The 26,023-nt window shown below is 63.5% G+C and carries 23 protein-coding genes; 7 read left to right on the top strand and 16 right to left on the bottom strand.

Going from position 1 to position 26,023, the window contains the following annotated elements; translation table 11 throughout:
• The first annotated feature begins 451 nt into the window (after window positions 1–451).
• Window positions 452–1,984, top strand: a complete 1,533-nt coding sequence (locus ABI582_RS19190) for an NCS1 family nucleobase:cation symporter-1 (RefSeq protein WP_442119946.1) — start codon at window positions 452–454, stop codon at window positions 1,982–1,984.
• A gap of 16 nt (window positions 1,985–2,000) precedes the next feature.
• Window positions 2,001–2,729, top strand: coding sequence for an aspartate/glutamate racemase family protein (locus ABI582_RS19185; protein WP_442119945.1), 729 nt, complete (start codon window positions 2,001–2,003; stop codon window positions 2,727–2,729).
• Between the two features lie 119 nt (window positions 2,730–2,848).
• Here the strand turns inward: ABI582_RS19185 and ABI582_RS19180 are convergent, their stop codons facing one another.
• The 16 genes from ABI582_RS19180 to ccmA all read right to left on the bottom strand — a co-directional run bounded on the left by ABI582_RS19180 (window position 2,849) and on the right by ccmA (window position 15,352).
• Window positions 2,849–4,042: a D-amino acid dehydrogenase gene (locus ABI582_RS19180; protein ID WP_442119944.1), complete on the bottom strand. Its 1,194-nt coding sequence runs from the start codon at window positions 4,040–4,042 to the stop codon at window positions 2,849–2,851.
• A gap of 44 nt (window positions 4,043–4,086) precedes the next feature.
• The gene (locus tag ABI582_RS19175; RefSeq protein ID WP_258653484.1) at window positions 4,087–4,749 is read right to left on the bottom strand and encodes a histidine phosphatase family protein; all 663 of its coding nucleotides are present in this window, start codon (window positions 4,747–4,749) and stop codon (window positions 4,087–4,089) included.
• 233 nt (window positions 4,750–4,982) lie between these two features.
• A complete protein-coding gene (locus tag ABI582_RS19170) occupies window positions 4,983–5,321 on the bottom strand; it encodes an FKBP-type peptidyl-prolyl cis-trans isomerase (protein WP_016498588.1) in 339 nt (112 codons plus the stop codon).
• A gap of 82 nt (window positions 5,322–5,403) precedes the next feature.
• Window positions 5,404–5,811, bottom strand: a complete 408-nt coding sequence (locus ABI582_RS19165) for a GFA family protein (RefSeq protein ID WP_442119943.1) — start codon at window positions 5,809–5,811, stop codon at window positions 5,404–5,406.
• 193 nt (window positions 5,812–6,004) lie between these two features.
• Entirely contained in the window at window positions 6,005–6,793 is a 789-nt protein-coding gene (locus ABI582_RS19160) for a PhzF family phenazine biosynthesis protein (protein WP_442119942.1), read from the bottom strand.
• A 51-nt stretch (window positions 6,794–6,844) separates the two neighbouring features.
• Window positions 6,845–7,783 carry a 2-hydroxyacid dehydrogenase gene (locus ABI582_RS19155; protein WP_442119941.1) on the bottom strand — a complete coding sequence of 313 codons (939 nt, stop codon included), beginning with the start codon at window positions 7,781–7,783 and terminating at the stop codon, window positions 6,845–6,847.
• A gap of 223 nt (window positions 7,784–8,006) precedes the next feature.
• Entirely contained in the window at window positions 8,007–8,423 is a 417-nt protein-coding gene (locus ABI582_RS19150; RefSeq protein WP_019473478.1) for a hypothetical protein, read from the bottom strand.
• 12 nt (window positions 8,424–8,435) lie between these two features.
• The gene (ccmI, locus tag ABI582_RS19145) at window positions 8,436–9,632 is read right to left on the bottom strand and encodes a c-type cytochrome biogenesis protein CcmI (protein WP_442119940.1); all 1,197 of its coding nucleotides are present in this window, start codon (window positions 9,630–9,632) and stop codon (window positions 8,436–8,438) included.
• Complete coding sequence (locus ABI582_RS19140; protein WP_442119939.1) at window positions 9,625–10,101, bottom strand: cytochrome c-type biogenesis protein; 477 nt, start codon at window positions 10,099–10,101, stop codon at window positions 9,625–9,627. The genes ccmI and ABI582_RS19140 overlap by 8 nt, the downstream gene beginning before the upstream one ends.
• Window positions 10,098–10,634, bottom strand: a complete 537-nt coding sequence (locus tag ABI582_RS19135; RefSeq protein WP_012273472.1) for a DsbE family thiol:disulfide interchange protein — start codon at window positions 10,632–10,634, stop codon at window positions 10,098–10,100. Before ABI582_RS19135 ends, ABI582_RS19140 begins: the two co-directional genes overlap by 4 nt.
• Window positions 10,631–12,604, bottom strand: a complete 1,974-nt coding sequence (locus ABI582_RS19130) for a heme lyase CcmF/NrfE family subunit (RefSeq protein ID WP_442119950.1) — start codon at window positions 12,602–12,604, stop codon at window positions 10,631–10,633. Before ABI582_RS19130 ends, ABI582_RS19135 begins: the two co-directional genes overlap by 4 nt.
• Before the next feature lie 11 nt (window positions 12,605–12,615).
• On the bottom strand, window positions 12,616–13,071 hold the full coding sequence (ccmE, locus tag ABI582_RS19125; RefSeq protein ID WP_338744757.1) for a cytochrome c maturation protein CcmE: 456 nt from the start codon (window positions 13,069–13,071) through the stop codon (window positions 12,616–12,618).
• A complete protein-coding gene (gene ccmD, locus ABI582_RS19120) occupies window positions 13,068–13,244 on the bottom strand; it encodes a heme exporter protein CcmD (RefSeq protein WP_012273475.1) in 177 nt (58 codons plus the stop codon). Before ccmD ends, ccmE begins: the two co-directional genes overlap by 4 nt.
• On the bottom strand, window positions 13,241–14,008 hold the full coding sequence (locus tag ABI582_RS19115) for a heme ABC transporter permease (protein ID WP_016498579.1): 768 nt from the start codon (window positions 14,006–14,008) through the stop codon (window positions 13,241–13,243). Before ABI582_RS19115 ends, ccmD begins: the two co-directional genes overlap by 4 nt.
• 46 nt (window positions 14,009–14,054) lie before the next feature.
• On the bottom strand, window positions 14,055–14,723 hold the full coding sequence (ccmB, locus tag ABI582_RS19110; RefSeq protein ID WP_012051653.1) for a heme exporter protein CcmB: 669 nt from the start codon (window positions 14,721–14,723) through the stop codon (window positions 14,055–14,057).
• Window positions 14,720–15,352 carry a cytochrome c biogenesis heme-transporting ATPase CcmA gene (gene ccmA / locus ABI582_RS19105; protein WP_043197171.1) on the bottom strand — a complete coding sequence of 211 codons (633 nt, stop codon included), beginning with the start codon at window positions 15,350–15,352 and terminating at the stop codon, window positions 14,720–14,722. The genes ccmB and ccmA overlap by 4 nt, the downstream gene beginning before the upstream one ends.
• A 266-nt stretch (window positions 15,353–15,618) precedes the next feature.
• Between ccmA and fliK the strand changes: the two genes are divergently transcribed.
• From fliK to ABI582_RS19080, 5 genes are all read left to right on the top strand, one after another.
• Window positions 15,619–17,175: a flagellar hook-length control protein FliK gene (gene fliK / locus ABI582_RS19100; protein ID WP_442119938.1), complete on the top strand. Its 1,557-nt coding sequence runs from the start codon at window positions 15,619–15,621 to the stop codon at window positions 17,173–17,175.
• Window positions 17,172–17,513, top strand: coding sequence for an EscU/YscU/HrcU family type III secretion system export apparatus switch protein (locus ABI582_RS19095; RefSeq protein WP_043197166.1), 342 nt, complete (start codon window positions 17,172–17,174; stop codon window positions 17,511–17,513). Before fliK ends, ABI582_RS19095 begins: the two co-directional genes overlap by 4 nt.
• Window positions 17,514–17,582: 69 nt before the next feature.
• Window positions 17,583–20,267, top strand: a complete 2,685-nt coding sequence (locus tag ABI582_RS19090; RefSeq protein ID WP_442119937.1) for a dermonecrotic toxin domain-containing protein — start codon at window positions 17,583–17,585, stop codon at window positions 20,265–20,267.
• A 130-nt stretch (window positions 20,268–20,397) separates the two neighbouring features.
• Window positions 20,398–23,136 carry a dermonecrotic toxin domain-containing protein gene (locus tag ABI582_RS19085; protein ID WP_442119936.1) on the top strand — a complete coding sequence of 913 codons (2,739 nt, stop codon included), beginning with the start codon at window positions 20,398–20,400 and terminating at the stop codon, window positions 23,134–23,136.
• A gap of 67 nt (window positions 23,137–23,203) precedes the next feature.
• On the top strand, window positions 23,204–26,008 hold the full coding sequence (locus ABI582_RS19080; RefSeq protein ID WP_442119935.1) for a dermonecrotic toxin domain-containing protein: 2,805 nt from the start codon (window positions 23,204–23,206) through the stop codon (window positions 26,006–26,008).
• The last annotated feature ends 15 nt before the right edge of the window (window positions 26,009–26,023 follow it).

The raw sequence follows: 26,023 nt of genomic DNA, 5'->3' as shown, positions 1-26,023 counted from the left end.
GGCCAGCGCAGAAAAGCTGACTATTTTTTGTACACATAAATGTCACCATAAGTGCCATTTTTGTGTGCACTTTCTCCAGAAACACCCCATTGCGTTACACACTCCCTGCAACTAATTTTGACCATTCGATCAACTAAATAGTCGATGGACAATTTAAACCTGTTCAATTGGTCAACTTATACCTCACTTATTTCATTAACTTATCTTTCAACAAGATAAGTTCGAAATGTCCATCTGTTGAAACTTGCTTTCCCTTGGCATGGAACTCGCTTTTGTGTGTTCGTGTTTTGTATACAACTTGAACAAAACATAAATACACAAGAACCCGCGACGCCGGTCCAAAGCCGGCCGCCGCGCCCAGAACCCTGTGATGCCAAGCTGCACCGACGAGATGGCGAGCCCGTGCGCATGCCCGCTCATCGCAGTCAAAGTGCATCAGGAGCCCGCCGGAATGAGTAGCAGCCTCGACCTTGCCCCTGAACTATCCGTCGCCAGCACCCACCCCGCTTCCAACCTCGTCGGCAATGCGCCGGAATTGGCCCTGAGCCCGCGCCTGCACAACCGCGATCTAGCCCCGACACGCACCGAAGGGCGGCGCTGGGGTGGCTACAGCATCTTCGCGTTGTGGACAAACGATGTGCACAATATTGCCAACTACTCGTTCGCCATGGGCTTGTTCGCCCTTGGCCTGGGTGGTTGGCAGATTTTGCTGTCGCTGGCCATTGGCGCGGCGCTGGTGTACTTCTTCATGAACCTGTCCGGCTACATGGGGCAGAAAACCGGGGTGCCGTTCCCGGTCATCAGCCGCATTGCCTTCGGCATCCACGGCGCACAGATACCGGCACTGATCCGAGCAGTCATCGCCATTGCCTGGTTCGGCATCCAGACCTACCTGGCCTCAGTGGTGCTGCGCGTGCTGCTCACCGCCGTGTGGCCGCAAATGGCCGCCTATGACCACGACAGCATCCTTGGCCTGTCGAGCCTGGGCTGGGCGTGCTTCGTGTCGATCTGGCTGGTGCAGCTGGTGATCCTGGCCTACGGCATGGAGATGGTGCGCCGCTATGAGGCCTTTGCCGGCCCGGTGATCCTGCTGACCGTGGCCGCCCTGGCGGTGTTCATGTACTTCAAGGCCGACGCGCGTCTCGCCTGGTCGGTAAGCGAGCCACTGACCGGCGTTGAGATGTGGCGCAACATCTTCGCCGGCGGCGCCTTGTGGCTGGCCATTTACGGCACCCTGGTGCTGAACTTCTGTGATTTCGCCCGTTCCTCGCCGTGCCGCAAGACCATCCGCGTTGGCAACTTCTGGAGCCTGCCGGTGAACATCCTGGTGTTTGCCGTGATCACCGTGGTGCTGTGCGGCGCGCAGTTCAAGATCAACGGCCAGATCATCGACAGCCCGACCCAGATCGTCGCCGCCATCCCCAGCACACTGTTCCTGGTACTGGGCTGCATGGCGTTCCTGATCGTCACCGTGGCGGTGAACATCATGGCCAACTTCGTCGCCCCCGCCTTTGTGCTCAGCAACCTGGCGCCACGTCACCTGAACTTCCGCCGCGCGGGGCTGATCAGCGCCACCCTGGCGGTGCTGATCCTGCCGTGGAACCTGTACAACAGCCCGCTGGTGATCGTGTACTTCCTGTCCGGCCTGGGCGCCCTGCTCGGCCCGCTGTACGGGGTGATCATGTCCGACTACTGGCTGCTGCGCAAAGGCTGCATCAACGTGCCGGAGCTGTACACCGAGCACCCGACCGGCGCCTACCACTACAGCAAGGGCATCAACCTGCGCGCCGTGGCGGCCTTCGTGCCGGCCGCGCTGCTGGCCATCGTCCTGGCCCTGGTACCCAGTTTCCACAGCGTGGCGCCGTTCTCCTGGCTGATCGGTGCCGGCATCGCTGCCGTCCTGTACCTGCTGATCGCGCCACGCAATCGCCACTACCACGATGTCAGCGGCGAATGCATCGCCGTCGACCACAGCAGCCATTAATCAGGGAGGACTGCCCATGCGTATTCTGATCGCCAACGTCAACACCACCGAAGCCATCACCGAAGCCATTACCCAGCAAGCCCGAGCCGTAGCAGCGCCCGGTACCGAAATCGTCGGCCTTACCCCTTGGTTCGGTGCCGAGTCGGTGGAAGGCAACTTCGAAAGCTACCTGGCCGCCATCGCCGTGATGGACCGGGTGCTGGCCTACGAGGGCCCCTACGACGCAGTGATCCAGGCCGGTTACGGCGAACACGGCCGCGAAGGCCTGCAAGAACTGCTGAACGTGCCGGTGGTGGACATTACCGATGCGGCCGCCAGCACCGCGATGTACCTGGGCCATGCTTATTCCGTGGTAACCACCCTGGACCGCACCGTGCCACTGATCGAAGACCGTCTGAAGCTGTCTGGCCTTTATGACCGCTGCGCATCGGTGCGGGCCAGCGGGCTGGCGGTGCTGGAGCTGGAAGCCGACCCGCAGCGCGCCGTGCAGGCGATTGTCGAGCAGGCCGAACGCGCCGTGCATGACGACAAGGCCGAGGTGATCTGCCTGGGTTGCGGTGGCATGGCCGGGCTGGACGAGCAGATCCGCCAGCGCACCGGCGTGCCCGTGGTGGACGGTGTGAGCGCAGCGGTGACCATTGCCGAATCGCTGGTGCGCATGGGCTTGAGCACCTCCAAGGTGCGCACCTATGCCATGCCGCGGGTGAAGAAAGTGGTGGGTTGGCCGATGCGCCTGGGCCGCTGATTCTAGGTTTGCCTGTACTGGCCTCTTCGCGGGTAAACCCGCTCCCACAGGTATCCCACAGCATTCAGGCTTGTGGTGAACCTGTGGGAGCGGGTTTACCCGCGAAGAGGCCGGTATGGTCAACCGATTTCTCTAGCCAGCCGCTCTGCACTGCCACAGGCCAGTGTAAACCCCAAGGCCCCATGCCCCAGGTTCAGCCACAGGTTGCGATACACCGTCCCCCCTATGATCGGCACCCCGGTCGGTGTCGCCGGTCGCATTCCCGCCCACTCCACCGCCTGGCCATAATCCGCTGCCATCGGTAATGTCTCCAGCGCCAGCCGTCGCATGCTCTGCAACCTGCGCTTTTCCACCGATTCGTCGAACCCGACAATGTCCACCATCGCCGCTACCCGCAGCTGCTGCCCCAGGCGGGCATAGACGATCTTGCGCTCATAGTCGGTAAGGCTCACCTCCGGTGCCCGATGCCCGGCGCTGATCGGTGCCGTCAGGCTGTAGCCCTTCAGCGGGTAGACCGGGATCTGCACCCCCGGTAATGCCAAGCCTGGGCCACGATGCCCGGCACACAGCACCAACTGTTCCACGTCCAGTTGCTCGTTGCCCAGTTGCAGCGCTACGACCTGGTCCTGGCGCCGTACCAGCTGCGTCACTGGCCGGCCAAGCAGGAAACGGCATTGCCCCGAAGCGCGCAACAGTGCCTCCAGGCGCAGGCAGAACAAGTGGCAATCGCCAACCTCTTCATCCGCTGTGAACACGCCACCCACAAACGGTGCGCCCTCCAGGGCAGGGTCCAGCGCGCGCAACTCGGCGGCCGCCAGCACCCGCTGGCTGGCCGGGTCGGTCAACTGTGCCCGGCCATCGGCAAAGGCCCGCTCGCTGCGAAAAGCCACCAGCTTGCCATTGCGCCGCCAGTTGAAATCCCCCAGGTCATGATGCTCGCGCCATTGCGCCAGCACAGCCTGGCTTTGCAGCGCCAGCTCCAGCAGTTGCCCGGCATTTCGGCGGTTGACACTGCGCCGGCATGCCAAGGTGAATGCCAGCAGCCAGCGCCACTGCGCCGGGTCCAGACGCAAGCGCAGGCGCAGCGGCGACTCGCCCTGCAACAGCCAACCCAGCGCCTGCCACGGCACCCCGGCATCAGCCAGCGGTGCCACATAGCGATAGGACAATTGCCCGCCATTGGCGAAGCTGGTGGCCGACGCCAGGCTGTCGCGGGCCTCGATCAAATCCACCGACCGCCCTTCACGCACGAGCGCGTAGGCCGTTGCCAGGCCAACCACCCCGCCACCGATTACCGTTACCCGCTGCTTCATCGCGCTTCCCTGTTCCGGCTTCCTGGCCAAACAGTACCAGCGGATCAGGTCGGGCAGCTATGCGCACCGTCATTCAGGCCCTGGCGCACGTTGCGGCTGAGCAGGCTGGCCTTGCCGTCGTGCCAGGTCAGGGTCAGTACATAGAGGGTGTCGAAGTCATCGCCGCTCCAGTCCTGGGTGATCACCCGCTCTTCACCCAAGGCCTTGCCGGCGACCGTGTTTATCAGTTCAGGCAGGTAGCCGTGGGACCAGGCGGTATAGACGGTCGCATTGCGGTATTTGTCGCTCAGCAACTCATCGGCCAGTTCGTCGGTGTCGTTGGCGCCGTAGTCGATATTCACCGGCAAGCCGAGGCGGATGGCGCTGGGGGTGATGGTCATCAGCGGGCGAATGTAGCTGTAGCTTTCGTCCTTGCTGCCTTCCTCGACATGCCGCGAAGGGTTGGCGGCAAACACGTAGTCGGCATTGCCGAAGCGCTCCGGCAGCAAGGTTGCCAGGTCCAGTGCGCGATTGAGGCCCTGGCAGTTCAACTGGCCAAGCCCCTCACCCGGCTTCTCGGCATGGCGCAGGAACACCAGGGTCTGGGTGCCATCCACCGGCTCAGCCCGGCTTTCGACAGCCTCCAGCGCCAACGGTACGGCGACGGCCGTGAGTACCAGGCTCAGCAGCAGATGGCGACGACGGCGGAAGAATGTTGGCAACTTCATCAAGGCAGGCTCGTGTGGCAGAGAAATCGGGTTGACCCGCCACATCGCCCTGTCAGCTGCAGGGCGCCCTTGTAGTGAATGCCATCCGTGGCAACGAGTGAGGGTCAGAGTGCCCTGAACCCGTTTGGTTCCTCCCTGGAGGTGGATGCCGTTCCCTGGGCAAGGCCTAGGTTAGGGGATGGGTGTTGCGCAATTGTGTAAGGTGCAAGAACCTGAGGTTGCAATGCAGCCACTCAATCATCCCGCGTCAGCACTTCCAGCAATTCGATCTCAAAGGTCAGGTCCGAGCCAGGCGGTATCGCCCCCACACTGCGCTCGCCATAGCCCAGGTGCGCTGGCACCAGCAGTTTGCGCTTGCCGCCAACGCGCATCCCCATCAGGCCCTGGTCCCAACCCTTGATCACTCGACCGGTGCCGATCACGCACTGGAACGGCTTGCCGCGTGACCAGGATGAATCGAACTCGCTGCCGTCGGCCAGCCAGCCGGTGTACTGGGTGGTGATCAGGGCGCCTTTGACGGCGGCTTTGCCTTCACCCTCGACCAGGTCGATGATCTGCAGTTCTTGGCTCACGGGCACACTCCAACGCTGAATAACAAAGCCGCCCTTTTCTCAGGAATGCACCGGTTTGGCAAGCAGGACCGACGGCACACTATTAGCTGTTCTGCTCAAACACCTCTTGGCCGGTCAGCTCTTTGGTCTGGTTGGCAAAGCAGTACCAGGCGGGCTTCTGCTCGACAAAAATCTGCAGATCGAAATCCCATTCCTGATCCCCATCCAGCAGGCCGACCGGCACCGCATGGAAGTCGTTGGCCTTCAGCCGGTAATACAGGTGCGTGCCGCATTGGCCGCAAAACCCTCGCTGGGCCCAGTCGGACGAATCGTAGACACTGGGGGCACGCCCTTCGATCACCGGTGGCTGGCTGCAATGCACCACCAGCAACGGGCCGCCGGTCCACTTGCGGCACATGCTGCAGTGGCAGGCGCTGATATGGGTGTTGTCGACGGTGACCTTGAGCGTGGTGGCGCCGCACAGGCAGGTGCCGTGTTTTTCCAGGGCCATGGCTGGCTCCTCGAGCGGAAGATGGGCCAGCAATTATAGATGCCAGCTGCAACGCGGTCGGTGTAGGAGCGGCCTTGTGTCGCGATCGGGCTGCAAAGCAGCCCCTTGAGTGATGCATCCACGCGAAAATCGAGGGGCCGCGTGGCGGCCGCTCGCGACACAAGGCCGCTCCTACAAAGGATCGCGTGAAGCTTCAGATGTACACAGTACCGCGCAGGTACAACGCCGCTCGCCCGCTAATGATCACCCGGCCATTGCCCGGTACTTCGCACAGCAGCTGGCCTTTGCGTGCCCCGCCCTGCTCGCAACTGAGAACATGCTTGCCCAGGCGCTCAGCCCACACTGGCGCCAGCGAGGTGTGTGCCGAACCTGTGACCGGGTCTTCGTTCACGCCAACCCGCGGGCCAAACCAGCGGGTGACGAAATCAAAGCCACGCCCTGCCGCCGTCACGGCAATGCCACGCACGTCGAAGGCCGACAGCGCCACAAAGTCGGGCTTCAGCGTGTCGAGCAACAGGGCGTCATCAATCACTACTACATAGTCATCGCTGTGGTACACCGCCTGTGCCTGGGTCAGGCCCAGCGCTTGCAGCAGGCCCACCGGGGTTTCCACGACGGCCGGTTGCTTGGCCGGAAAATCCATGGCCAGCAGCCCGTCAGCGCCACGGCTGACGCGCAGTTCGCCACTGCGGGTGTTGAAGCGCAGTACCTGCGCCTGCTCACCCAGCTGCTCGAACAGCACATAAGCCGACGCCAGGGTGGCGTGGCCGCACAGGTCAACTTCCACAGCTGGGGTGAACCAGCGCAGGTCGAAGGTTTCGCCGTTGCGCACGAAATAAGCCGTTTCCGACAAGTTGTTTTCTTCGGCAATGCGCTGCAGCACATCGTCCGGCAGCCAGGCCTCAAGCGGGATTACCGCCGCCGGGTTACCACCGAACGGTTCAGCGGAAAAGGCATCGACCTGGAAGATTTCGAGTTGCATGCACACGCTCCTTGTTGCCCGGGCATTGCCAGGCAGATGTCGGGATAGGGGTTACGGGCGTACCGGGGTCAATACTGGTTCGCCGGCAAAGAAGGCCTGCAGGTTGCGCAGCACCAGGGTCACGGTATCGCGCGCGGCTTCCGGCGACTGGCCGGCCACGTGGGGCGTGAGCACGGTGTTGGCCAAGGCCTTGAGGGCTTCGGGTACTGCCGGTTCGTCGTCGAATACGTCCAGCGCGGCGCCAGCCAGTTGGCCCTGCTGCAATGCGGTGATAAGAGCCTGCGTGTCGACCACGCTGGCCCGGGCGATATTCACCAGATAGCCCTTGCCGCCCAGCGCATCTAGTACCTGGGCATCGACCAGATGCTGGGTATTGGCGCCACCGGGGGTGGCTACGACCAGGATGTCGACGGCAGCGGCCAGGTGCAGCGGGCTGTCGTACCAGGTGTAAGGCACATCTTCGCGCGGCGTGCGGCTGTGATAGCTGACGGGCATGTCGAAGCCCAGGTTGGCGCGCTTGGCAATGGCCTGCCCCACCGCCCCCAGGCCAAGAATGCCCAGGCGCTTGCCACTCACCGACGGGCTGATTACCCGGTTCCACTCGCCGCGGCGGGTGCTGGCGTCAGCACGGGGAATGTCGCGCAGCAGCGCCAGCAACAGCGCCAGGGTGTGGTCGGCGACCGCGCTGGCATTGGCACCCGCGCCGTTGGTAACGGTGATGCCGCGCTCGGCGGCGGCAACCAGGTCGACTTGCTCGTAGCCGGCACCGATCACACAGATGATCTGCAGATTGGGCAAGGCGTCGATTTCGGTAGCCGTCAGGCCCAGCGGGCCGCGCGTGAGCACGGCATCGATTTCGCTGGCGTGGCGCTGGATGGCCTCGGCGCGCAGTTGCGGTGAGGGGGCACGGATAAGGCGGTAACCGGCCTGCTCCAGCATCGGCAGGTAATCGTCGACGGTTTCTACCAATACCAGGACTGTCTTGCGCATGCCACCTCCTAATGTTGAAGGGGCATTATGCGGAATGACCGTGCAGTACAGTCAATCGGTAATTGCGCGCACAATTGTACTGTATTGGTGGAGTGGGAGATGAGATTGCGTACCGGCCGGGGAGTCCGGCGTTAGAGATGCGGTGCATGGGAGATCGAGCGCCGCGCGGGCGGCGCTCGATCTCGAACACCCAAATAACTCAAGACGGACCCGGAAAAGCCCACTACTGGGCGAACGCTCGCCCTAACCCACCCGGCACACCACTGCTGTCAGTATCCTGCCAAGGCCCATTCGGGCTCAGCGACCAGCTCCAGCCGTTATCAAACCGATAGTACGTACGCTGCCGGTAGAAGGTATTGGGCTGCTTCTCCAGTACATACACACCCAGCTTGGGGTCCCAGTGGCTCGCCCCGCCAGGTGGGGGCGCAAAGCTGGCCGAGGTGCGCGGCATCGGCTTGGGAATCGCCGCCGGTTTGCTCGGCTGGGTGGACGGTTGCCCACCCGGCAACGGCTTGACCACCGGCCCCTGCGGCGGCAGGCGCTCGATCGGTGGCGCGGGCTGTTCATACGGCTGATGCACCGTACACGCAGACAAACCCAGGGCCAGGGTGATCAGGGTCAGGCGGACGGTGCTGTGCATGGCTTTGCTCTCTTACGGGTCTGGGCTGTCGATGGTCAGGTGCTGGATAGCCTGGGTGGCACTGGGCAACGGCGCGCCCTGGCCAATCCACTCACCACGGGTAGGCTGGCCAGCGCGGGAAACCCGTGCAACCAGTTGGACTTCGGCAAATTGCGACAGTTTCATCTGCGGCATCATTGCGTCAGCATCGGACAACTCCACCTCGATCGGCAACTGTGCCACGGTCACCCGCTTGGCTGCCAAAGGCATGGGCGGGCCATTGCTGGCGCGAGCGAAGATGAACACCGTATCGTCCGGTTTTACCTTGTCCTTCAGTGCCGCCGCCAGTTCCACCCGTACTTTCAGCCGCGCAGCTACCGGCGCGGGCTCTGCAGCATGCCCTGCCGGCCCACCCAGGCGCTCGGCAGCGCGGTCGATGCCGCCCTGCAGGGCCGCACGCGATGCATCGCCTTCTGGCAACTGCGCCAGCAGGCGCTTCCAGTAGTCGATGGCTTCCTGGTAACGCTCACCTTCAAAGGCGGCAATACCGCGCAGGCCCAGGCTGGTCACTTCGTTGGGGTCGGCCTTCAGCGCTTCATCCGTCAGTGCCTGCAACCGCGGGCTCCACTGCTTGTCGGCGGCAAAGTACATGGCCTGCGCCCACTGGCCCAGCAGCTCGGGCTGGCGGCCAGCCAAGGCGACCGCACGCTCGAAGGTACGCGCAGCATCGGCCGGGCGCTGCTCGGCCATATAGGCACGGCCCAGGAAGTACAGGGCCTCGGCCGACTCAGGCTGGGCCTGTACCACACGCTCCAGGCGCGTGGTCATTTCTTCCATCGACTTGGGTGCTTCGGCGAATTCCTGGGTCAACGCCACTTTGTCTGCGCCGCCAAAATGCAGATACAGCCCCAGCGCCATCAGCGGTACCAGCACTGCGGCCAGCAGCGGCAGAGCTTTGCCCAGATGGCCCTGGCGCTGAGCCTCGGCACCTTCGGTATCGGCCAGCAGCTCGCGGGCAGCCTCGTCACGGCCCTTGGTCAACTGCGCCTCATCGAGCACACCGGCAGCCTGCTGGGCAGCCAGTTCGGCGACGCGCTCCTGGTACAGGGTCACGTTCAGGGCGGTACGGTCTTCTTCCTGCTGGCGGCCACGGCCACGCAGGATCGGGATCAGCAAAAAGCTGAGGGCGGCGAGCAGCAGCAGGCCCGCGCTAAGCCAGAATTCAATCATGGGTCTGTTCTTTTTCCAGCAGTTTGGCGAGTCGCTCGCGTTCTTCGACGGAAAGCTCGTTGTTGCCCGGCAAGGCCGTACCACGGCGTCGGCGCACGATCACCGCCAGCACCACGAAACCACCTGCCAACAGGATGCCCGGGCCGAACCACAACAGCCAGGTACGCCCACTGAGCGCCGGCTTGTAGCGCACAAAGTCACCATAGCGGTCGACCATGAAGTCGACGATCTGCTGGTTGCTCTTGCCTTCGCCAAGCATGCGGAAGATCTCGCGGCGCAGGTCGGCAGCAATTGGCGCGTTGGAGTCGGCAATGTCCTGGTTCTGGCACTTGGGGCAACGCAGTTCCTTGGTCAACTGCTGGTAGCGTTCGCGTTCGGCTTCATCGCGGAACTGGTACGTGTCGATGGCCGCCTTGGCCACCCCGGCAAGGCTCATGCCCAGCACGGCAGCTGCCAGCCAGCGCCTCATGGCTTGGCCTCGTCGACCAAGCCCTGGTACAACGGCGCCAGCTGCTCACGCCAGACGGTGGCATCGACAATGCCCACGTGCTTGTAGCGGATGATGCCCTTGGCGTCGATCAGGAAGGTTTCCGGCGCGCCGTACACCCCAAGGTCCAGGCCCAGGCTGCCCTGCTCGTCACGGATGTCCAGCTGGTAAGGGTTGTGGAACTCGGCCAGCCATTTCTGCGCGGCGGCGTTGTCGTCTTTGTAATTGACCCCGTGGATCACCACGCCCTGCTGCGCCAGCTGGTTCAGGTACGGGTGCTCGACCTTGCATGACGGGCACCAGGTGGCCCACACGTTGACCAGTGCCGGGCGGCCCTGCAAGTCCGCCTGGGTCAGTGTGCGGTCGCCCTGGGTAGAAGCCAGGGAAAACACCGGGAACGGTTTGCCGATCATTGCCGACGGCAGCTCGTCGGGCTTGAGAAACAGCCCCTTGTAGAGGAACACCGCCACCAGCAGGAACACTGCCAGGGGGACTACCATGATCCAACGCTTCATGCAGCTGCTCCAGACACGCCCAGGGCATCACGCACCCGGGTCTTGACCTTGACGCGGTAGCGCCGGTCGAGTGCCGCCAGCAACCCGCCCAGGCCGGTCAGCAGACCGCCCAGCCAGATCCAGCGGACATAAGGCTTGATGTGCACACGCACCGCCCAGGCGCCGTTTTCCAGCGGCTCGCCCAGGGCAACGTACAGGTCGCGGGTAAAGCCGGCATCGATGCCAGCTTCGGTCATCATCGACTGCTGCACGGTGTACAGGCGCTTTTCCGGGTGCAGGGTAGTCACTTCACGGCCATCACGGCTGACCACGACGGTACCTTTGTCGGAGATGAAGTTCGGCCCCTCGAAGTGCTTGGCGCCCTGGAACAGGAAGTGGTACCCACCCAGCTCCACGCTTTCGCCCGGGGCCATGCGCAGGTCGCGTTCGGCGCTGTTGTTGCTCGACAGCACTACGCCCAGCGCACACACCGCCAGGCCCAGGTGTGCCAGCTGCATGCCCCAGTAGCTGCGCCCCAGGCCAGGCAGGCCCCTGAGCAGGCCTTTGTGACGGGTCTTGTCGAGGATGTCGCGCAGCCCGCCGAGTACCACCCAGGCAGCCAGGGCGAAGGCGGTCAGGGTCGGCCAGTCGAAGTCGTCAACGATAAAACCGGCAACCGGGGCAAGGATGGCACTGCCGATCAGCACCGGGGTCATCATGCTGACCAGCCATTTGCCCGGGGTGTCCTTCCAGCGCACCAGCACGCCCACGCTCATTACCACCATCAGCAGTGCCATCAGCGGAAGGAACAAGGCATCGAAATACGGCGGACCCACCGACAGCTTGGCCCCGGTCAGGGCATCAAGCACCAGCGGGTACAGCGTGCCGAGCAGAATCATCGACGCGGCCACCACCAGCACCAGGTTGTTGGCCAGCAGCAGCGTCTCGCGCGACCACAGGGCGAAGCCGACCTGGCTCTTGACCACCGGTGCGCGCAGGGCGAACAGGGTGAGCGAACCACCGACCACGAACAACAGGAAGAACAGGATGAAAATGCCCCGCGACGGGTCGGCGGCGAATGCGTGCACCGAGGTCAGCACACCGGAACGCACCAGGAAGGTACCCAGCAGGCTCAGCGAGAATGCGGCAATTGCCAACAAGACGGTCCAGCTCTTGAACACCCCGCGCTTTTCGGTCACCGCCAGCGAGTGGATCAACGCCGTGCCCACCAGCCAAGGCATGAACGAGGCGTTTTCCACCGGGTCCCAGAACCACCAGCCACCCCAACCCAGCTCATAGTAGGCCCACCACGAGCCCAGGGTGATACCGACACCCAGGAAGGCCCAGGCGACGATGGTCCAGGGCCGCGACCAGCGCGCCCAGGCAGCGTCCAGGCGGCCGCCGAGCAAGGCGGCAATGGCGAAGGCAAAGGCCACCGAGAAGCCCACGTAGCCCATGTACAGCATCGGCGGGTGAACAATCAGGCCAAAGTCCTGCAGCAGCGGGTTGAGATCGCGACCGTCGGTGGGCACTTGCGGCAGCAGGCGCTGGAACGGGTTGGAGGTGATGATCAGGAAGCTCAGGAAGCCGACGCTGATCATGCCCATCACCGCCAGCACGCGGGCCAGCATCACCTGCGGCAACTGGCGCGAAAACACCGACACGGCAAAGGTCCAGCCGCCCAGGATAAACGCCCACAGCAGCAGCGAACCCTCGTGGGCGCCCCACACGGCGCTGAACTTGTAGTACCAGGGCAAGGCGCTGTTGGAGTTGCTGGCCACATAGGCGACCGAGAAATTGTCAGTCATGAAGGCATGGGTCAAACAGGCGAAGGCAAATGCCAGGAATGCGAATTGCCCCCACGCCGCCGGCCGCGCCAGGCTCATCCAGAGGCTGTCGCCACGCCAGGCGCCGAGCAGCGGCACACTGGCCTGCACGGCGGCAAAGCAGATGGCCAGAATCATCGCCAGCTGGCCGAGTTCGGGTATCACCAACGCCGCGTTCATGGCTTGGCCTCCGTGCTGGTGGCGGCCTGGCCGCTTTCCTTCAGGGCCTTGGTGACCTCAGGCGGCATGTACTTCTCGTCGTGTTTGGCCAGTACTTCATCGGCCACCACCACGCCTTCGGCGTTGACCTTGCCCAGGGCGACGATGCCCTGCCCTTCACGGAACAGGTCGGGCAGGATGCCGCGGTAGGTGATTGGCACCGACTTGTTGAAGTCGGTGACCACAAAGCGCACATCCAGCGAGTCGGACGAGCGCTGCACCGAGCCCTTCTCGACCATGCCCCCGGCACGAATGCGGGTGTCCATCGGCGCTTCGCCATTGGCGATCTGGGTCGGTGTGTAGAACAGGTTGATGTTCTGCTGCAATGCGCTCAAGGCAAAGCCGACGGCAACCCCGACGCCGACCAGCAGGCCGACGATGAGCAACAGGCGTTTCTTGCGCTGCGGATTCACTGGTTGTTCTCCCGGCGCAAACGGCGCGCCTCTTCTTGCAGGTAGCGACGGCGGGCCAGCAGCGGCGCGGCGACATTCAGCGCCAGCACCGCCAGGCAGATGCCATAGGCCGACCACACGTACAGGCCATGGTGGCCCATGGCGAGAAAATCACCGAAGGTGGCAAAGCTCATTGTGCGCTCCTCCGCCCCAGGCTGTTCAACACTTCGTCCCTGACCCAACTGGCGCGCGCCTCGCGCTTGAGCACTTCAAGGCGCATGCGTAGCAACAGCACGGCGCCGAAGAAACAGTAGAAACCCAACGCCGTGCACAGCAACGGCAGCCACATTTCGGCGGGCATCGCCGGCTTTTCGGTGAGGGTGAAGGTGGCGCCCTGGTGCAGGGTGTTCCACCACTCCACCGAGTACTTGATGATCGGGATGTTGACCACGCCGACAATCGCCAGCACCGCACAGGCCTTGGACGCACTGTCACGATTACTGATCGCCTGGCCCAGCGCAATGATGCCGAAGTACAGGAACAACAGGATGAGCATGGACGTAAGGCGGGCGTCCCACACCCACCAACTGCCCCACGTCGGCTTGCCCCAGATGGCGCCGGTAACCAGCGCCACGGCGGTCATCCAGGCGCCAATGGGCGCGGCACATTGCAGGGCGACGTCGGCCAGTTTCATCTTCCACACCAGCCCCACTACCCCGGCGACTGCCAGCAGCACGTAGCAGGACTGCGCCAGCATTGCCGCCGGCACATGAATGTAGATGATGCGGAAGCTGTTGCCTTGCTGGTAGTCCTGGGGGGCGAATGCCAGGCCCCAGGTGATACCGACCAGCAGCAGGAGCACGGCAGCGCCGGCCAGCCATGGCAACATGCGGCCGCTGATGGCATAGAACCATTTCGGGGAGCCCAGCTTGTGGAACCACGTCCAGCTTATTTTCATCAGGGTACATCCAGGGTATTTGCCGGGCTTGAAAGCCCGGGACTCGTTATTCGCCGACGCTGATCTTCAGGCCGGCCGCTATCGCAAAGGGTGCCAGGGTAACGGCCAGGGCCGTCAGGCTGGCGAGCCAGAGCAGGTGGCCGGTTGCGGGCATATTTTGCAACGCCGCTTGCAACGCACCACTGCCCAGGATCAATACAGGGATATACAACGGCAGAATCAGCAACGCCAGTAACAAACCACCGCGCTTCAGACCGACCGTCAGTGCTGCGCCCACCGCGCCCAGCAGGCTCAATACCGGTGTGCCCAGCAGCAGGGAACCGAGCAGTACCGGCAGGCAATGGCTTGGTAGCCCCAGCATCAGCGCCAGCAGCGGCGCCAACAATACCAGTGCCAGCCCGGAAAAGATCCAGTGCGCCAGCACCTTGGCCAGCACCAGCAGCGCCAGCGGGTGCGGCGACAGCACCCATTGTTCCAGCGAGCCATCCTCGAAATCGCTGCGGAACAAGCCGTCCAGCGACAGCAGCACCGCCAGCAGTGCCGCAACCCAGACCAGGCCCGGCGACAAGGTTTGCAACAATTGGCTTTCCGGGCCGACTGCCAGCGGGAACATGGCCACGACGATGGCGAAGAACACCAACGGGTTGGCCAGCTCGGCAGGGCGCCGGAACAGCAGGCGGGCTTCGCGGCGCAACAACAAGATGAATACGCTCATGCCGCCCATTGCCCCAGGTTCAGTTCACGGTAACCGGAGGGCTTGCGTTCCAGCGTGTGGTGGGTGGTCAGCACCACTGTGCCGCCCTGCTCGCAGTGGGCCGCCAGGTGCGCTTCGAGCTGCGCTACGCCTTGCTTGTCCAGGGCAGTGAACGGCTCGTCGAGAATCCACAGCGGCGGGCTGGCCAGGTGCAGACGGGCCAGGGCCACGCGACGCTGCTGGCCGGCCGACAGGGTATGGCAGGGTACGTCCTCGAAACCGCGCAAACCGACCGCCTCCAGCGCCGCCCAGATCGCCTCGCGGCTGGCTGGCTGGTGCAAGGCGCACAGCCAGGTGAGGTTTTCCTCGGCGGTGAGCAGGTCCTTGATGCCCGCGGCGTGACCGATCCACAGCAGAATGCTGGCCAGGGCATGGCGCTGCTCGGCCAGTGGCTTGCCGCCCAGCAGTATCTGCCCGGCGGTGGGTTGCATCAACCCGGCCAGCAGGCGCAGCAAGCTGGTCTTGCCGCTGCCGTTGGGGCCGCTGATCTGCAGCATGTCGCCGGCGCCCAGCTCGAAATCGAGCTGCTCGAACAGCAGGCGCCAGTCGCGCTCGCAGGCCAGGCCCGCAGCTTGGAGGTGAAGGGTCACGGTTTCGCCTTATCTTTGTAGGGCTTCGGGCCGGCGTCGCCTGTTTCGCGGGCTTGCCCGCTCCCACAAGGTCTCGTGCAGTTTCTGAAAGCTGCGCTGAACCTGTGGGAGCGGGCAAGCCCGCGAAGCAGGCGACGCCGCTCCAGAACCCTTGTGTCTCAAGTCGCCCCGCGCGCTGCCGTTATACTGGCAACCACGGGCGGTCGGCATTATTACACGCGCCACCGCGCTGCCAAGAGGCCGGGTTCGACAGGTTGTATACAATCATGACTGAAATCAATAGTCTCGGCGCACAAACCGCGATCAACAGCCAAGCCATGAAGGCTGGCATGACCGGCGAACTGCTGCGCCTGATCCAGGCGCAGCCCGGCCTGCTGGCACCCGGCGAGACCGCGCAGGCCGAGGTCGTGTCGCTGCGCCAGACGGGCCAGGAATTTCAGCTGGTACTGCGGTTGATGCAAGCCAACGGCGTGCAGACCCAACTGCAAGCCAGCGCCAGCCAGCCCCTGCCCCAAGGCAGCCAGGTCACTGTCAGCCAGACCGAAAGCAACCGCCTGGCAATCATGCTGCAGCAGGCCAACGCCAGCCAGATCACCACCCTCACTCGCCTGGATACCAGCAAAGTGCCCGTCGGCACCCTGCTGCAAGGCAAGGTACTGACCAACCAGGCGTTACCCCAAACGCCCGGCCAACCGGCGATCTACCGGGCGCTGGTCAGCCTGCTCAACAGTGCGCAGGCCGGCGCCACGTTGAGCGTCGACAGCCCGCGCCCACTGGCCATTGGCAGCCTGCTCAGCGCATTGGTGCAGGGTGACCAGTCGCTGCGCTTCGTACCGCTTAGCGGCAGGCAGGACCAACTGAGCATTGCCCAGCAACTGCTGACCCAGCAAAACCGCCAGGCCTCGCTGCCCGGCCTGCTCAACGCCCTGCAGCAGCTCACCCGCGACCCGGGCGTCGAGGGCGACCTGCGCGCCAGTGCCGAACGCTTGTTGGCCGGCCTGCCGGATGCCCGGCAACTGGGGGACGCCAAGGGCGTGGCCCAGGCTCTGAATAGCAGCGGTGCCTTCCTGGAAGCGAAACTGTTGGGCGGCTTCCCTGCCAGCGTTGCCACCGACCTCAAGGCACACTTGCTGCGACTGGTTGCCCAAGCCCCGGCCCTCCCGGCGGGCGCCCCCAGCCTGGCCCCCGCCAGCCTGGCCGTGACCATGCCGGCGCTGGCGCGCAGCGCCCTGGGCATGCTTGAACGGGTCAGCCCCAAGCCGCAGCCTGGAGCATTTCCGCTACCGTCGCGCCTGCTCAAGGCACTGGAAGACGAAGGCGACCTGCAACAACTGCTGCGCCTGGCCGCGGCCGCCATCTCGCGCCTGCAAAGCCATGCCATGAGCAGCCTGCAACAAACCGGCACGCTGGAAAACGGCAATCTGCAGACCACCTGGCAAACCGAAGTGCCGATCCGCCACGGCCAGGAGTTCATCCCATTGCAGGTCAAACTGCAGCGTGAAGAAACCCCACAACAGCAGGCCGACCGCCAACACGAAGCACAGGATCCGCTGCAAGCCCTGTGGCGCATCGAACTGGCCTTCGACCTTTCACCCCTCGGCCCGCTGCAAGTACAGGCGCAGTTCAGCCAAGGCCGCCTGAGCGGGCACCTGTGGGCAGAGCGCGAACAAACCGCAAGGCTGATCGACAGCCAGCTCGGTGCCTTGCGCCAGCGCCTGCTGGAACGCGGCCTGGACGTTGGCGACCTGGAATGCCACCCGGGCATTCCCCCTCAAGGCCCGCGCACACGGGTGGAGCAACGCTGGGTAGACGAAAACGCATGACACAGAAACCACCGCGTCAGGCCATTGCCCTGACCTACGACGGCCAACAGGCCCCTACCCTCAGCGCCAAGGGTGACGATGCGCTGGCCGAGGCCATCCTGGCCCTGGCCCGCGAGCATGAGGTGCCGATCTACGAAAACGCCGAGCTGGTGCGCCTGTTGGCACGCCTGGAGTTGGGCGAACAGATTCCCGAAGCGCTGTACCTCACCATCGCCGAGATCATCGCCTTCGCCTGGCAACTGCGGGGCAAGGTGCCCGCTGGTTTCAGCGACGAAGCCCAGGCGCCGCGCGACATCACTCCGGTAACCCCGCTGCTGCCACCCGCCAACCACCGGTAGTTATCTACCACCGCAGTCGGCGTCAGCCGTTCAGCCTTGCCATTCCCGTCAATGAGCAAGGTAAACACCATGTCCACAAGCCGCATCAACACCGCGGGCGTGCAATACGTTCGCGACCACCTGAGCCATATCCCCCGCCCTGACCGCGAAGCCAGCCGTGAAATCCACCAATGGCTGGCGCAGCGGGGCCATGACCTTGACCCCGACCAGATCGACGTAGTCACCCTGCACTACCGCGGCAATCAGGCAGTCATCGTTCAGCGCCTTTCACTTACCCAAGCGATGCTTTCAGACTGGCAGGGTGAAACAGCCAACAACCTGATCGGCCAGTTGCTGCCGGGCCACTGGGCAGGCACTTTGCCAGATGGCCCGATGGCTATCGTAGAGCGCCTGCCGGAGCTGGGGGAGCTTGACAACAGCGCCCGGTTCTCGGTGTTCAACGGTCTGTTTCGCCGGACTACGCCGGCCCGCTACGACAGCAGCACACATCTGCCGGTCGACGTCGAGGCCATGCAGCAGTTCATCTGGGATCTGGACTTTCACACCCGCTTCGTCGGCATGCTCGACGATTACTGGCAACACGCTACACAGACGCACCGCCAGTCGCTGCAAATCAGCTTCATGGCCGCCTGCAACAAGCAGGTTGAGGAAGGCTCATTGAGCGATGCAGGCCGCCAGATGGCCTGGCAAGTTGCGGGGCTGATGGCGAAAGCGCCCGGCTTGCAGGCGAGGCCTTTGAACGTTTACGGCTACGCTGCCACCGACCTGATCTGCATCACTGACCAGGCACAGCCAGAAGTACTCCTGTACCTGCCAGGCAATGCATCGCCCTTGCATGAATTCGACGGCATGGCAGCCATGCAAGACTGGTTCGCCGAACAGTGCCGCGACAACGAAAAACGCCTGCGCCTGCGCCAGTTTTTCCGGCTGGTCGACACCCCCGATGGCCTGGATTTCAGTGGGCTGGATACCGCGCTGGACGGCCTTGGCGCCTACCCGGGTATTCACCATCGATCGCCCAATCGTTCTGGCTTCACCGTCGACAGCCCCTGGCACCCCCGCGAGTACATCAACTACAAGGCCGAGCAGTACAGCCCGTTACTCGAAGGTGATCTGTTCGCAGCCCTCACACAACGTCAACGCGAACGCAGCTATGCCGATGCCGACTTCATCATCACCAGCAATGCACAGGTGACCAAGGCTCGCTGGCGCGGCTACCTGGTGGCGTCGATCAACCTGCTGGCACCGCTGGCCCTGGTGGTTCCCGAGCTGATTCCGCTGCTGGCAGCGGGCGGTGTCGCGCAGTTTGGCCTGGGAATCGATCAGGCGATCAACGGCAAGACGCTAGAAGACAAAGCCGACGGCGTGAGCAACATCGCCTTCGGCCTGCTTAATGCCGCGCCGTTGGCCTCGCTGCCTGCAAGTCGCCCCCGCATGCTCTTCCCAGGCAAAAGTTCGCGCTTCGTCCTGCCCACGCGCCTGAACGATCAGTGGGGCTACCCGCTGAGCCCCAACAGCCCTCCCCGGCTACCTGAAGAAATACTGGCAGACTTTTTCGTGCCAGCCGAGCCACCTGTGGAAGCAACGCGGATCGCCAGGGGCCCGTTGAATCGCGCAACGGGTACCAATCCGCTGCTGGCGCTCAACGACGGCAACGAAGTCGAAGTAGTGTATGACACAGAAAACGATGCCTTCATCCTCCAGGAGGATGCCAACGAAGTACTGCCCAACTACTACCAGGTAACCGCGGGTACGCGCGAACTGTATGAGGTCAACCCGGCCACGCGTGGCGCCAGCAATGCAATGCGCATGTACACGCTGCGCAACCTGGACGTTGACCTGCAACTGCCGCTGAGTGTGCCTGTGGTCAACAGCTCGGAAGCAGCCCCACTGCCGAAGAAAATTCTCAGCATCTGGGTCGGCAATAAAAGCATCCCCGATGAGCTGGTGGAGAACATCGCGAGCAATGCCAACCGCCTTGAGGGTACGGGCTTTACCTATGAGTTCTACCTGTCGAAGTCCAACCCTAAAGCCTTCATGAAAAACCGCGCAAAGCTGACCGCTGCTTCGAACGTTCAGATCAAAACCCTGGAAGAGCAGCCCTTCTACGCGGCCTTCGAGCAAACTGACTTCTACCATCAGTACCGCCAGGCACTGGATAGCAACGGGGCAAACTTCGCGTCTGCCTCCGACATACTGCGCTACCCGTTACTCCATTCGGAGGGCGGAATCTACATGGACGTCGACGACACACTGCGCAGCTTCGAAGACAACCCCGACAACTTCGCAATGATCAGCTCGGTAGCCTTGAAAACTACGCCTGATGGCCTGGTCCTCGGCAGCCCGGTGAACAACGAGCTGCTGGGCATGCATTGTGACTACAACAGCAACATGATCGGCAGCCATGCCAACAACCCGACCCTGCTCGCGATTTCTGCAGAGATGGACGCACGCTACCGCAGCAATCTGTCGTTCTACGACATCAGGCCGCTGGAAGGCACCCACGGTTACGCAGCCTACGCCAGGGAAATGAGCAGGATGACCGGGCCAGGCTTGCTAAACGATATAGTTGCTCGGCATCTACCCAGGCTGCAGTTCCTGCGGCAACTAAGCAAGCTGGAGTCGATTCCGCAGACCACTTATCGCGCCCTCACGGAAAACCTGGCCTTGCCCATTTCCCAGGCGCGCAACAGCGACCAGGCACTGAGTAGCGTGGTGACAATCGGCAACTACCACTCCTGGGGCAAACCCTGAGGTCGGCGTCCTGCAGTGCCAGGCCATCGGCCCAAGCACTTACGGCCAATAGGCGGTAGCACTATCTAACACCTTTGGGAGAACCGTTATCGCACCCTGTGGCCCCTCCATCTTCACAAGGGGTCACCGCATGCGCCACATCCCGCAAGATAATCTCGGCCTGGTTCGCCAGGCCCTGCAGGACTTCCCCCGCCCCGACCAGTTGGCCGAGCAGACGCTACGCAAGTGGCTCGAGCCGCAAGGCATCGCGCAGTCGCCGCTGGAGATCGACGTGCTCACTTTCCACTATCAGCTCGAACCCCTGGGAGAGGGCCGTACCCGGTTTCAGGAAAATGCGGTCATCAGCCAACAGATGAACCTGGTCGAGGCCCTGCTAGGCAACTGGCAGGGCGAACCTGCCGCAGGCTACAGCGGCTTCCACTACGGCAACTGGGCAGGCTTGCCACCACGCGGGCCGTTGACCCTGGTCGAGCGCCTGGAGCCACCAAGCGAGCTCAGCAATGCATCGCCCTACCTGGTGTTCAACGGTCTGTATCGACGCACGCAGCCACCTCGCTATGCCCCCGACACGCGCCTGCCGGTACGTGCCGAATACTTCCAGGCCTACCTCTGGAGCCTGAGTTTTCTGAATAGTTACAAACAAAGCCTCGACGCCTACTGGGACCATCACCTGACTGATTATCAGAAGGCGCTGCGCATTGCCTTCATTGCCGCCTGCAACCAGCAGATGCTGGAGGGCAGCCTGAACGAAACGCAGCGCCAACTGGCATGGCGGGCTGCCGGCCTGCTGCCGCGTGGCGACCTGCGGCTGTCTATGCTCAACGTCTACGGCTACAGCGCCACCGATATTCTGCAGATCAGGCCCGGGAGCGGGCCTGAAGTATTGCTGTACATACCCGGCAATGCGTCACCCTTCCACGGGTTCGCAGACGAATCGGCCTTGCAGCACTGGTTTGCGGCACAGTGCCAGGAGGCGCATAAACGTGAGGCACTACTGGCTCATTTCGCCCGTGCCGATTGGCCCGACGGCCTGGACTTCAGCGGGCTGCGCACCGCCTTGAGCGGGCTTGGGCTGTACCCTAGGCCGCACCGCTTCAGCGCGAGGCACCCCGGTTTTGCCACCAGCGGTTTCTGGAACCCGACGCAGATCATCGGCTACCGCCCTGAGACCTATAGCCCGCCGATCACCACCGACCTGTTCGAGTACCTGGCCTTGCTCCGCCAGGACCGTACCTACGCCGACGCCGACGCCCAGATCACCAGCAACCACGACATCAACAAAGCCCGCTGGAGCAGCTACCTGCAACTGGCCAGCGCAATACTGACGCCGCTGGTCATCGTGCTACCCGAACTGACCCCGCTACTGATTGGCGGTGGCCTGGCCCAGTTCAGCCTGGGCCTGGACCAGGCGATCAACGGCAAGAGCCTGGGCAAAAAGGCCGACGGCGCGGCAAACCAGGCCTTTGGCCTGTTCAATGCACTGCCCACGGCGGCCAACGCCATCGGCAGGCCCGCAGCAATGTTTCGCTATACCCGACCAGGTTTTTTCAGCCCCGCACGGCTGAGCGAACTGCTCGGCGCACCGATCGGCGCGGCACCGGAGGCACCGGCCCTGGATTCGGTAGAAATGGCCTTCCGCGAACAGGCGGTCGTTTCCAACACCACAGGCGCATTGGTGACGCGGGTCGACGAAAACCTCAGGCATCGCTTCATGGCCTGGTTGCAGACCCGCGATGGCCTGGTCAGCGAATGGGTCGAATATGAATTTTCCAGTGACAGTTTCATCCGCTCGCGCGATAACCAGTGGGTTGCGCCCCCCCGCTGGCGAGTGGCCAACGAAGGCGACACGGCACTGAGCCTGTCGACCGAGCGGCGCGTTGCCACCGACCAGCAGCGCGTGGCCACCCTGCATGCGCTGGGCATCGACCTGGACCTGCCGGTCGACTACTCGCTGTACACCCAGCAGCAGACCATGCCCCTTGCAAAGCTCATCAGCAGTGTGTGGGTGGGCGACCAACCGCTGCAGGGCCAGTTCCTCGAAACACTGGTGCATAATGCCCAGGTCGCCCGCGCCAGCGGGTATCGCCTGCAGATTTTCCTGTCGCGCCAGCACCCTGCCAGCTATGAGTTCAACCTTCGCACGCTCGGCGCGCGTGCCGAGGGTGCGCAGGTGCTGACACTGGAGCACCAGGGCTTTTTTCAGGAATTCAGCCGCTCGGTTTACTACCCGCAGTACCTCGACGCGCTCCATGGCAAGAATGGCGTTGGGCGCAACTTCGCATCGGCGTGCGACATCCTGCGTTATCGCCTGCTCCGGTATTATGGCGGGCTGTACCTGGACGCGGACGACCGGCTGCTTTCCGCCAGCGCTGCCGAAGCGCGCCCGCCTTTGGCCAATTGCACGCTCCAGGTTACCCCGGACGGCCTGCTGTTGGCGCCACCGGTATCGAACGACCAGCTGGGCATGTATATCAAATTCAACAGCAGCATGATCGCCAGCCACCCGAACAACCCGACGCTGGACGCGATATCCGAAGAGATCCTGCGCCGCTACCACCTGGCCCCGGATTTCTACCACAGCCGCCCGGACCCAAAGCTGCAGCCGTTGCCGTTCCAGGCTTATGCGCGGCGCCTGAACCTGATCTCCGGCCCCGGCGCGCTCAATGACGTGATCGACGAGCGGCTGCCGTTGCTTAGGCAACTGCGCGAAATCTGCCACCTGCTGGTCTCGCCGGTCTACGACCTGCACGCCACGTTGAACCTGCGCCAGTTCAGCGAGGTACTGCGCGAACAGGTCCCCCTGGACCGCATCGCCCATATGGGGCAGCAACATAGTTGGGCATTGCCTGATCCGCAGCCCGATACATAGTTAGCCCCTTGCGTGGCTGCCCTGGCACCACCTTTGTCGGCCTTCGACCGACAAAGGTGCAGACAGCATGAATACCCGCTACCTCAATGACAAAGGCGTGCAGTACGTGCGCGATAGCCTGGCGGCGTTCCCGCGCCCGGACCGGGCTGCCGCAGACGCCATCCGCCGCTGGGCCGACGCGCGCGGCCTGACGCTGGACCCGGACGCCACCGACGCAGTCACCCTGCATTACCAGTTCGACCCGGACCGCGGCTGGGTGGGTGTAGTCACAGAAAAGATGACCCTGACCCAGGCCGTGCTGGCCAACTGGCAGGGTGAATCCAGCAACAACCTGATCGGCGCAGCGCTGGGTGCGCCCTGGGGCGGCCATTTTCCCGAGGGCCCGTTGACCATCGTCGGCGCCCTGCATGGCAAGGGCCTTATTCACTACGGCGCCGAGTACTCGGTGTACAACGGCCTGTTCCGACAGACCGAAAACGCCGACTACAGTGCCCGCACCCACGTGCAACTGCCTGCCGAAGACTTCCAGGCGTTCATCTGGCAGCTGGATTTCCACAACCACTACAAAGCCACCCTTGACCGTTACTGGGCCGAAGGCCTGGACACCTACCGCAAGGCGGCGAAGATCAGCTTCATCACCGCCTGCAACAAACAGGTCAGCGAAGGCAGCCTCAGCGATGGCGGGCGCAGGCTGGCCTGGCAAGCTGCCGGGCTGGAGCGGCCAGGCCCGGTGCTGCGTGCCAACGGCAAGCCCAGCAGCAGGTCGCGGATTCGTGCCAGCCTGCTCAATGTCTATGGTTACGTCAGTACCGACCTGCTGTGCCTGCAGGACACCGTCAGCGGGCTGACCCTGCTGTACATCCCCGGCAACGCCTCGCCATTGCATGAGTTCAGCGACCTGGCGCAGATGCAGGACTGGCTGGCCGAGCAGTGTCAGGACCCGCGCAAGCGCGAAGCAGTAGAGGCACACTTCGCCCTCGCCGACCGTGAGGACGGGCTGAGCTACAGCGGTCTGCACACGGCTCTGAGCGGCCTGGGTTGCTATCCGCAGCCGTACCACCTGGACAGCAATCGCCCGGGATTCACCGCCGAAGGCATCTGGTCGCCCCGCGATTACATCAACTACAAGCCCGCCACCTACAGCCCGGCGCTCAGCGAAGACCTGTTCCTTGCCCTGGCCAGACGCCACAAGCAGCGCAGCTACCGCGATGCCGACTTCATCGTCACCAGCGACAGCGAAGTGACCAAGGCGAAGTGGCGTGGTTACCTCAACGCCTCGATCAACCTGCTGGCGCCGCTGGCGCTGGCGGTGCCCGAGCTCGCGCCATTGTTTGCCGCCGCTGGCGCCGCGCAGTTTGGGCTGGGCCTGGATCAGGCCATCAATGCAAAGCATGCCCAGGCCAAGGCCGAAGGTGTGGGCAACGCGGTGTTCGGCCTACTCAACGCCGCACCGCTGATCCACGCCGGGGTAACCCGGGCACCCGCGCTGTTTCGCCTCAAATATGACGGTTTCGTCGTACCCAGCCGGATCAACGGGCAAGTTGGCTACCCCTTGAGCCCACTAGACCCGCCAAAGCTGCCCCTGGCGGCGGCCGCAGAGGTGGAGCAATACTTTCACCTACCAGTGCCTGCGGCAGCCTTGGCCGGCGCAGATCCGCTGGTCGCCGGCGCAGTCCTCAGAACCCCCAGCTACGACGGCACGGCCGACACGCTGAGCGCGTCGATCGGCGGCTATTTCGACGATGTGGTCTACGACGTTGAAGCGGACGCGTTCATGCGCGCAAGCGACCTCAATGAAGTGGACCCGACGTATTTCCAGGCGGCCCCCGGCTCGCGCGATCTGGTGCCGGTGACCGTTGGCAGTCGCCCGGTGAGCAACGATATGCGCACGAACACCCTGCGGGCGCTGGGTATCGACCTGCAGCTGCCCGTGCAGTTACCCCTGCCTGCGGCCGCCACGCTGCGCCCCATCCCCAGGCAGATACTGAGCATCTGGGTCGGCGACCGAGTAATCGACGACACATTGCTGGCCAACCTCGCGCGCAATGCCGAACACAGTCGCGGCAGCGACTACACGCTGCGCCTCTACCTCTCCACCAGTACGCCAACGGCCTACCAGGAAAACCTGCGCCTGCTGGCCGAACGCGCCCCCCAAGTGCGTGTGCTGTCGCTGGAGCAGCAGCCCTTCTATGCCCGCTTCAAGGCCGGCGACAATTACCCGCAGTATGCAGCCGCGATTGATGGCAATGGCGGGGTGGCCAGCAACTACGCTTCGGCGTCGGATATCCTGCGCTACGCGTTGCTGGATGCCGAGGGTGGTCTGTACATGGACATCGACGATAGCCTGCTGGCCGCTGGCGAGCACCCCGCCGTTCTCGAAGGTGCAGCGCAGGGCGAGCCCGCAGAGGCGTTGGGCGACGTTGACCTGAGCACCACCGATGACGGCCTGCTGCTGTTCCCGCCCATGGCCAACGAGAGCATGGGCATGCGCTGCCTGTACAACAACAGCATGATCGGCAGTCACCCAGGTAACCCCACCCTGCGGGCCATCCTTGAAGAAATGCACGCCCGCTACCTTGGCGAACCCGGCTTCTATGACAGCAAGCCCTCGCGTGAAACCGATCGGGCGGGGTTCTACCGCTACGCCACCACGCTCAGCCGCCTCACCGGGCCGCAACTGCTCAGCGACATGGTCGATCAGCGTTTGCCCGTGCTAAGGGTAATGCGCCAGGTAACCAACCTGTATGCCATGCCACGGGTCAACGCCTATCAGTTCGTCGACCTGCCGGCGATACAGGCGGCGCAACGGCAATTGCTGCCATTGAACCGGGTTGCCCGCGTGGGCTCATATGGCTCGTGGGCCAGGCCCTGAGGCAGGCTTGTAAAC

It is taken from the genome of Pseudomonas sp. SAS7, assembly GCF_052112345.1.
In the GTDB taxonomy this organism is placed as follows: Bacteria; Pseudomonadota; Gammaproteobacteria; order Pseudomonadales; family Pseudomonadaceae; genus Aquipseudomonas; species Aquipseudomonas putida_Q.
Note: the sequence above shows the minus strand (reverse complement) of the source record. Positions and strands in the feature narration are given on the sequence as shown.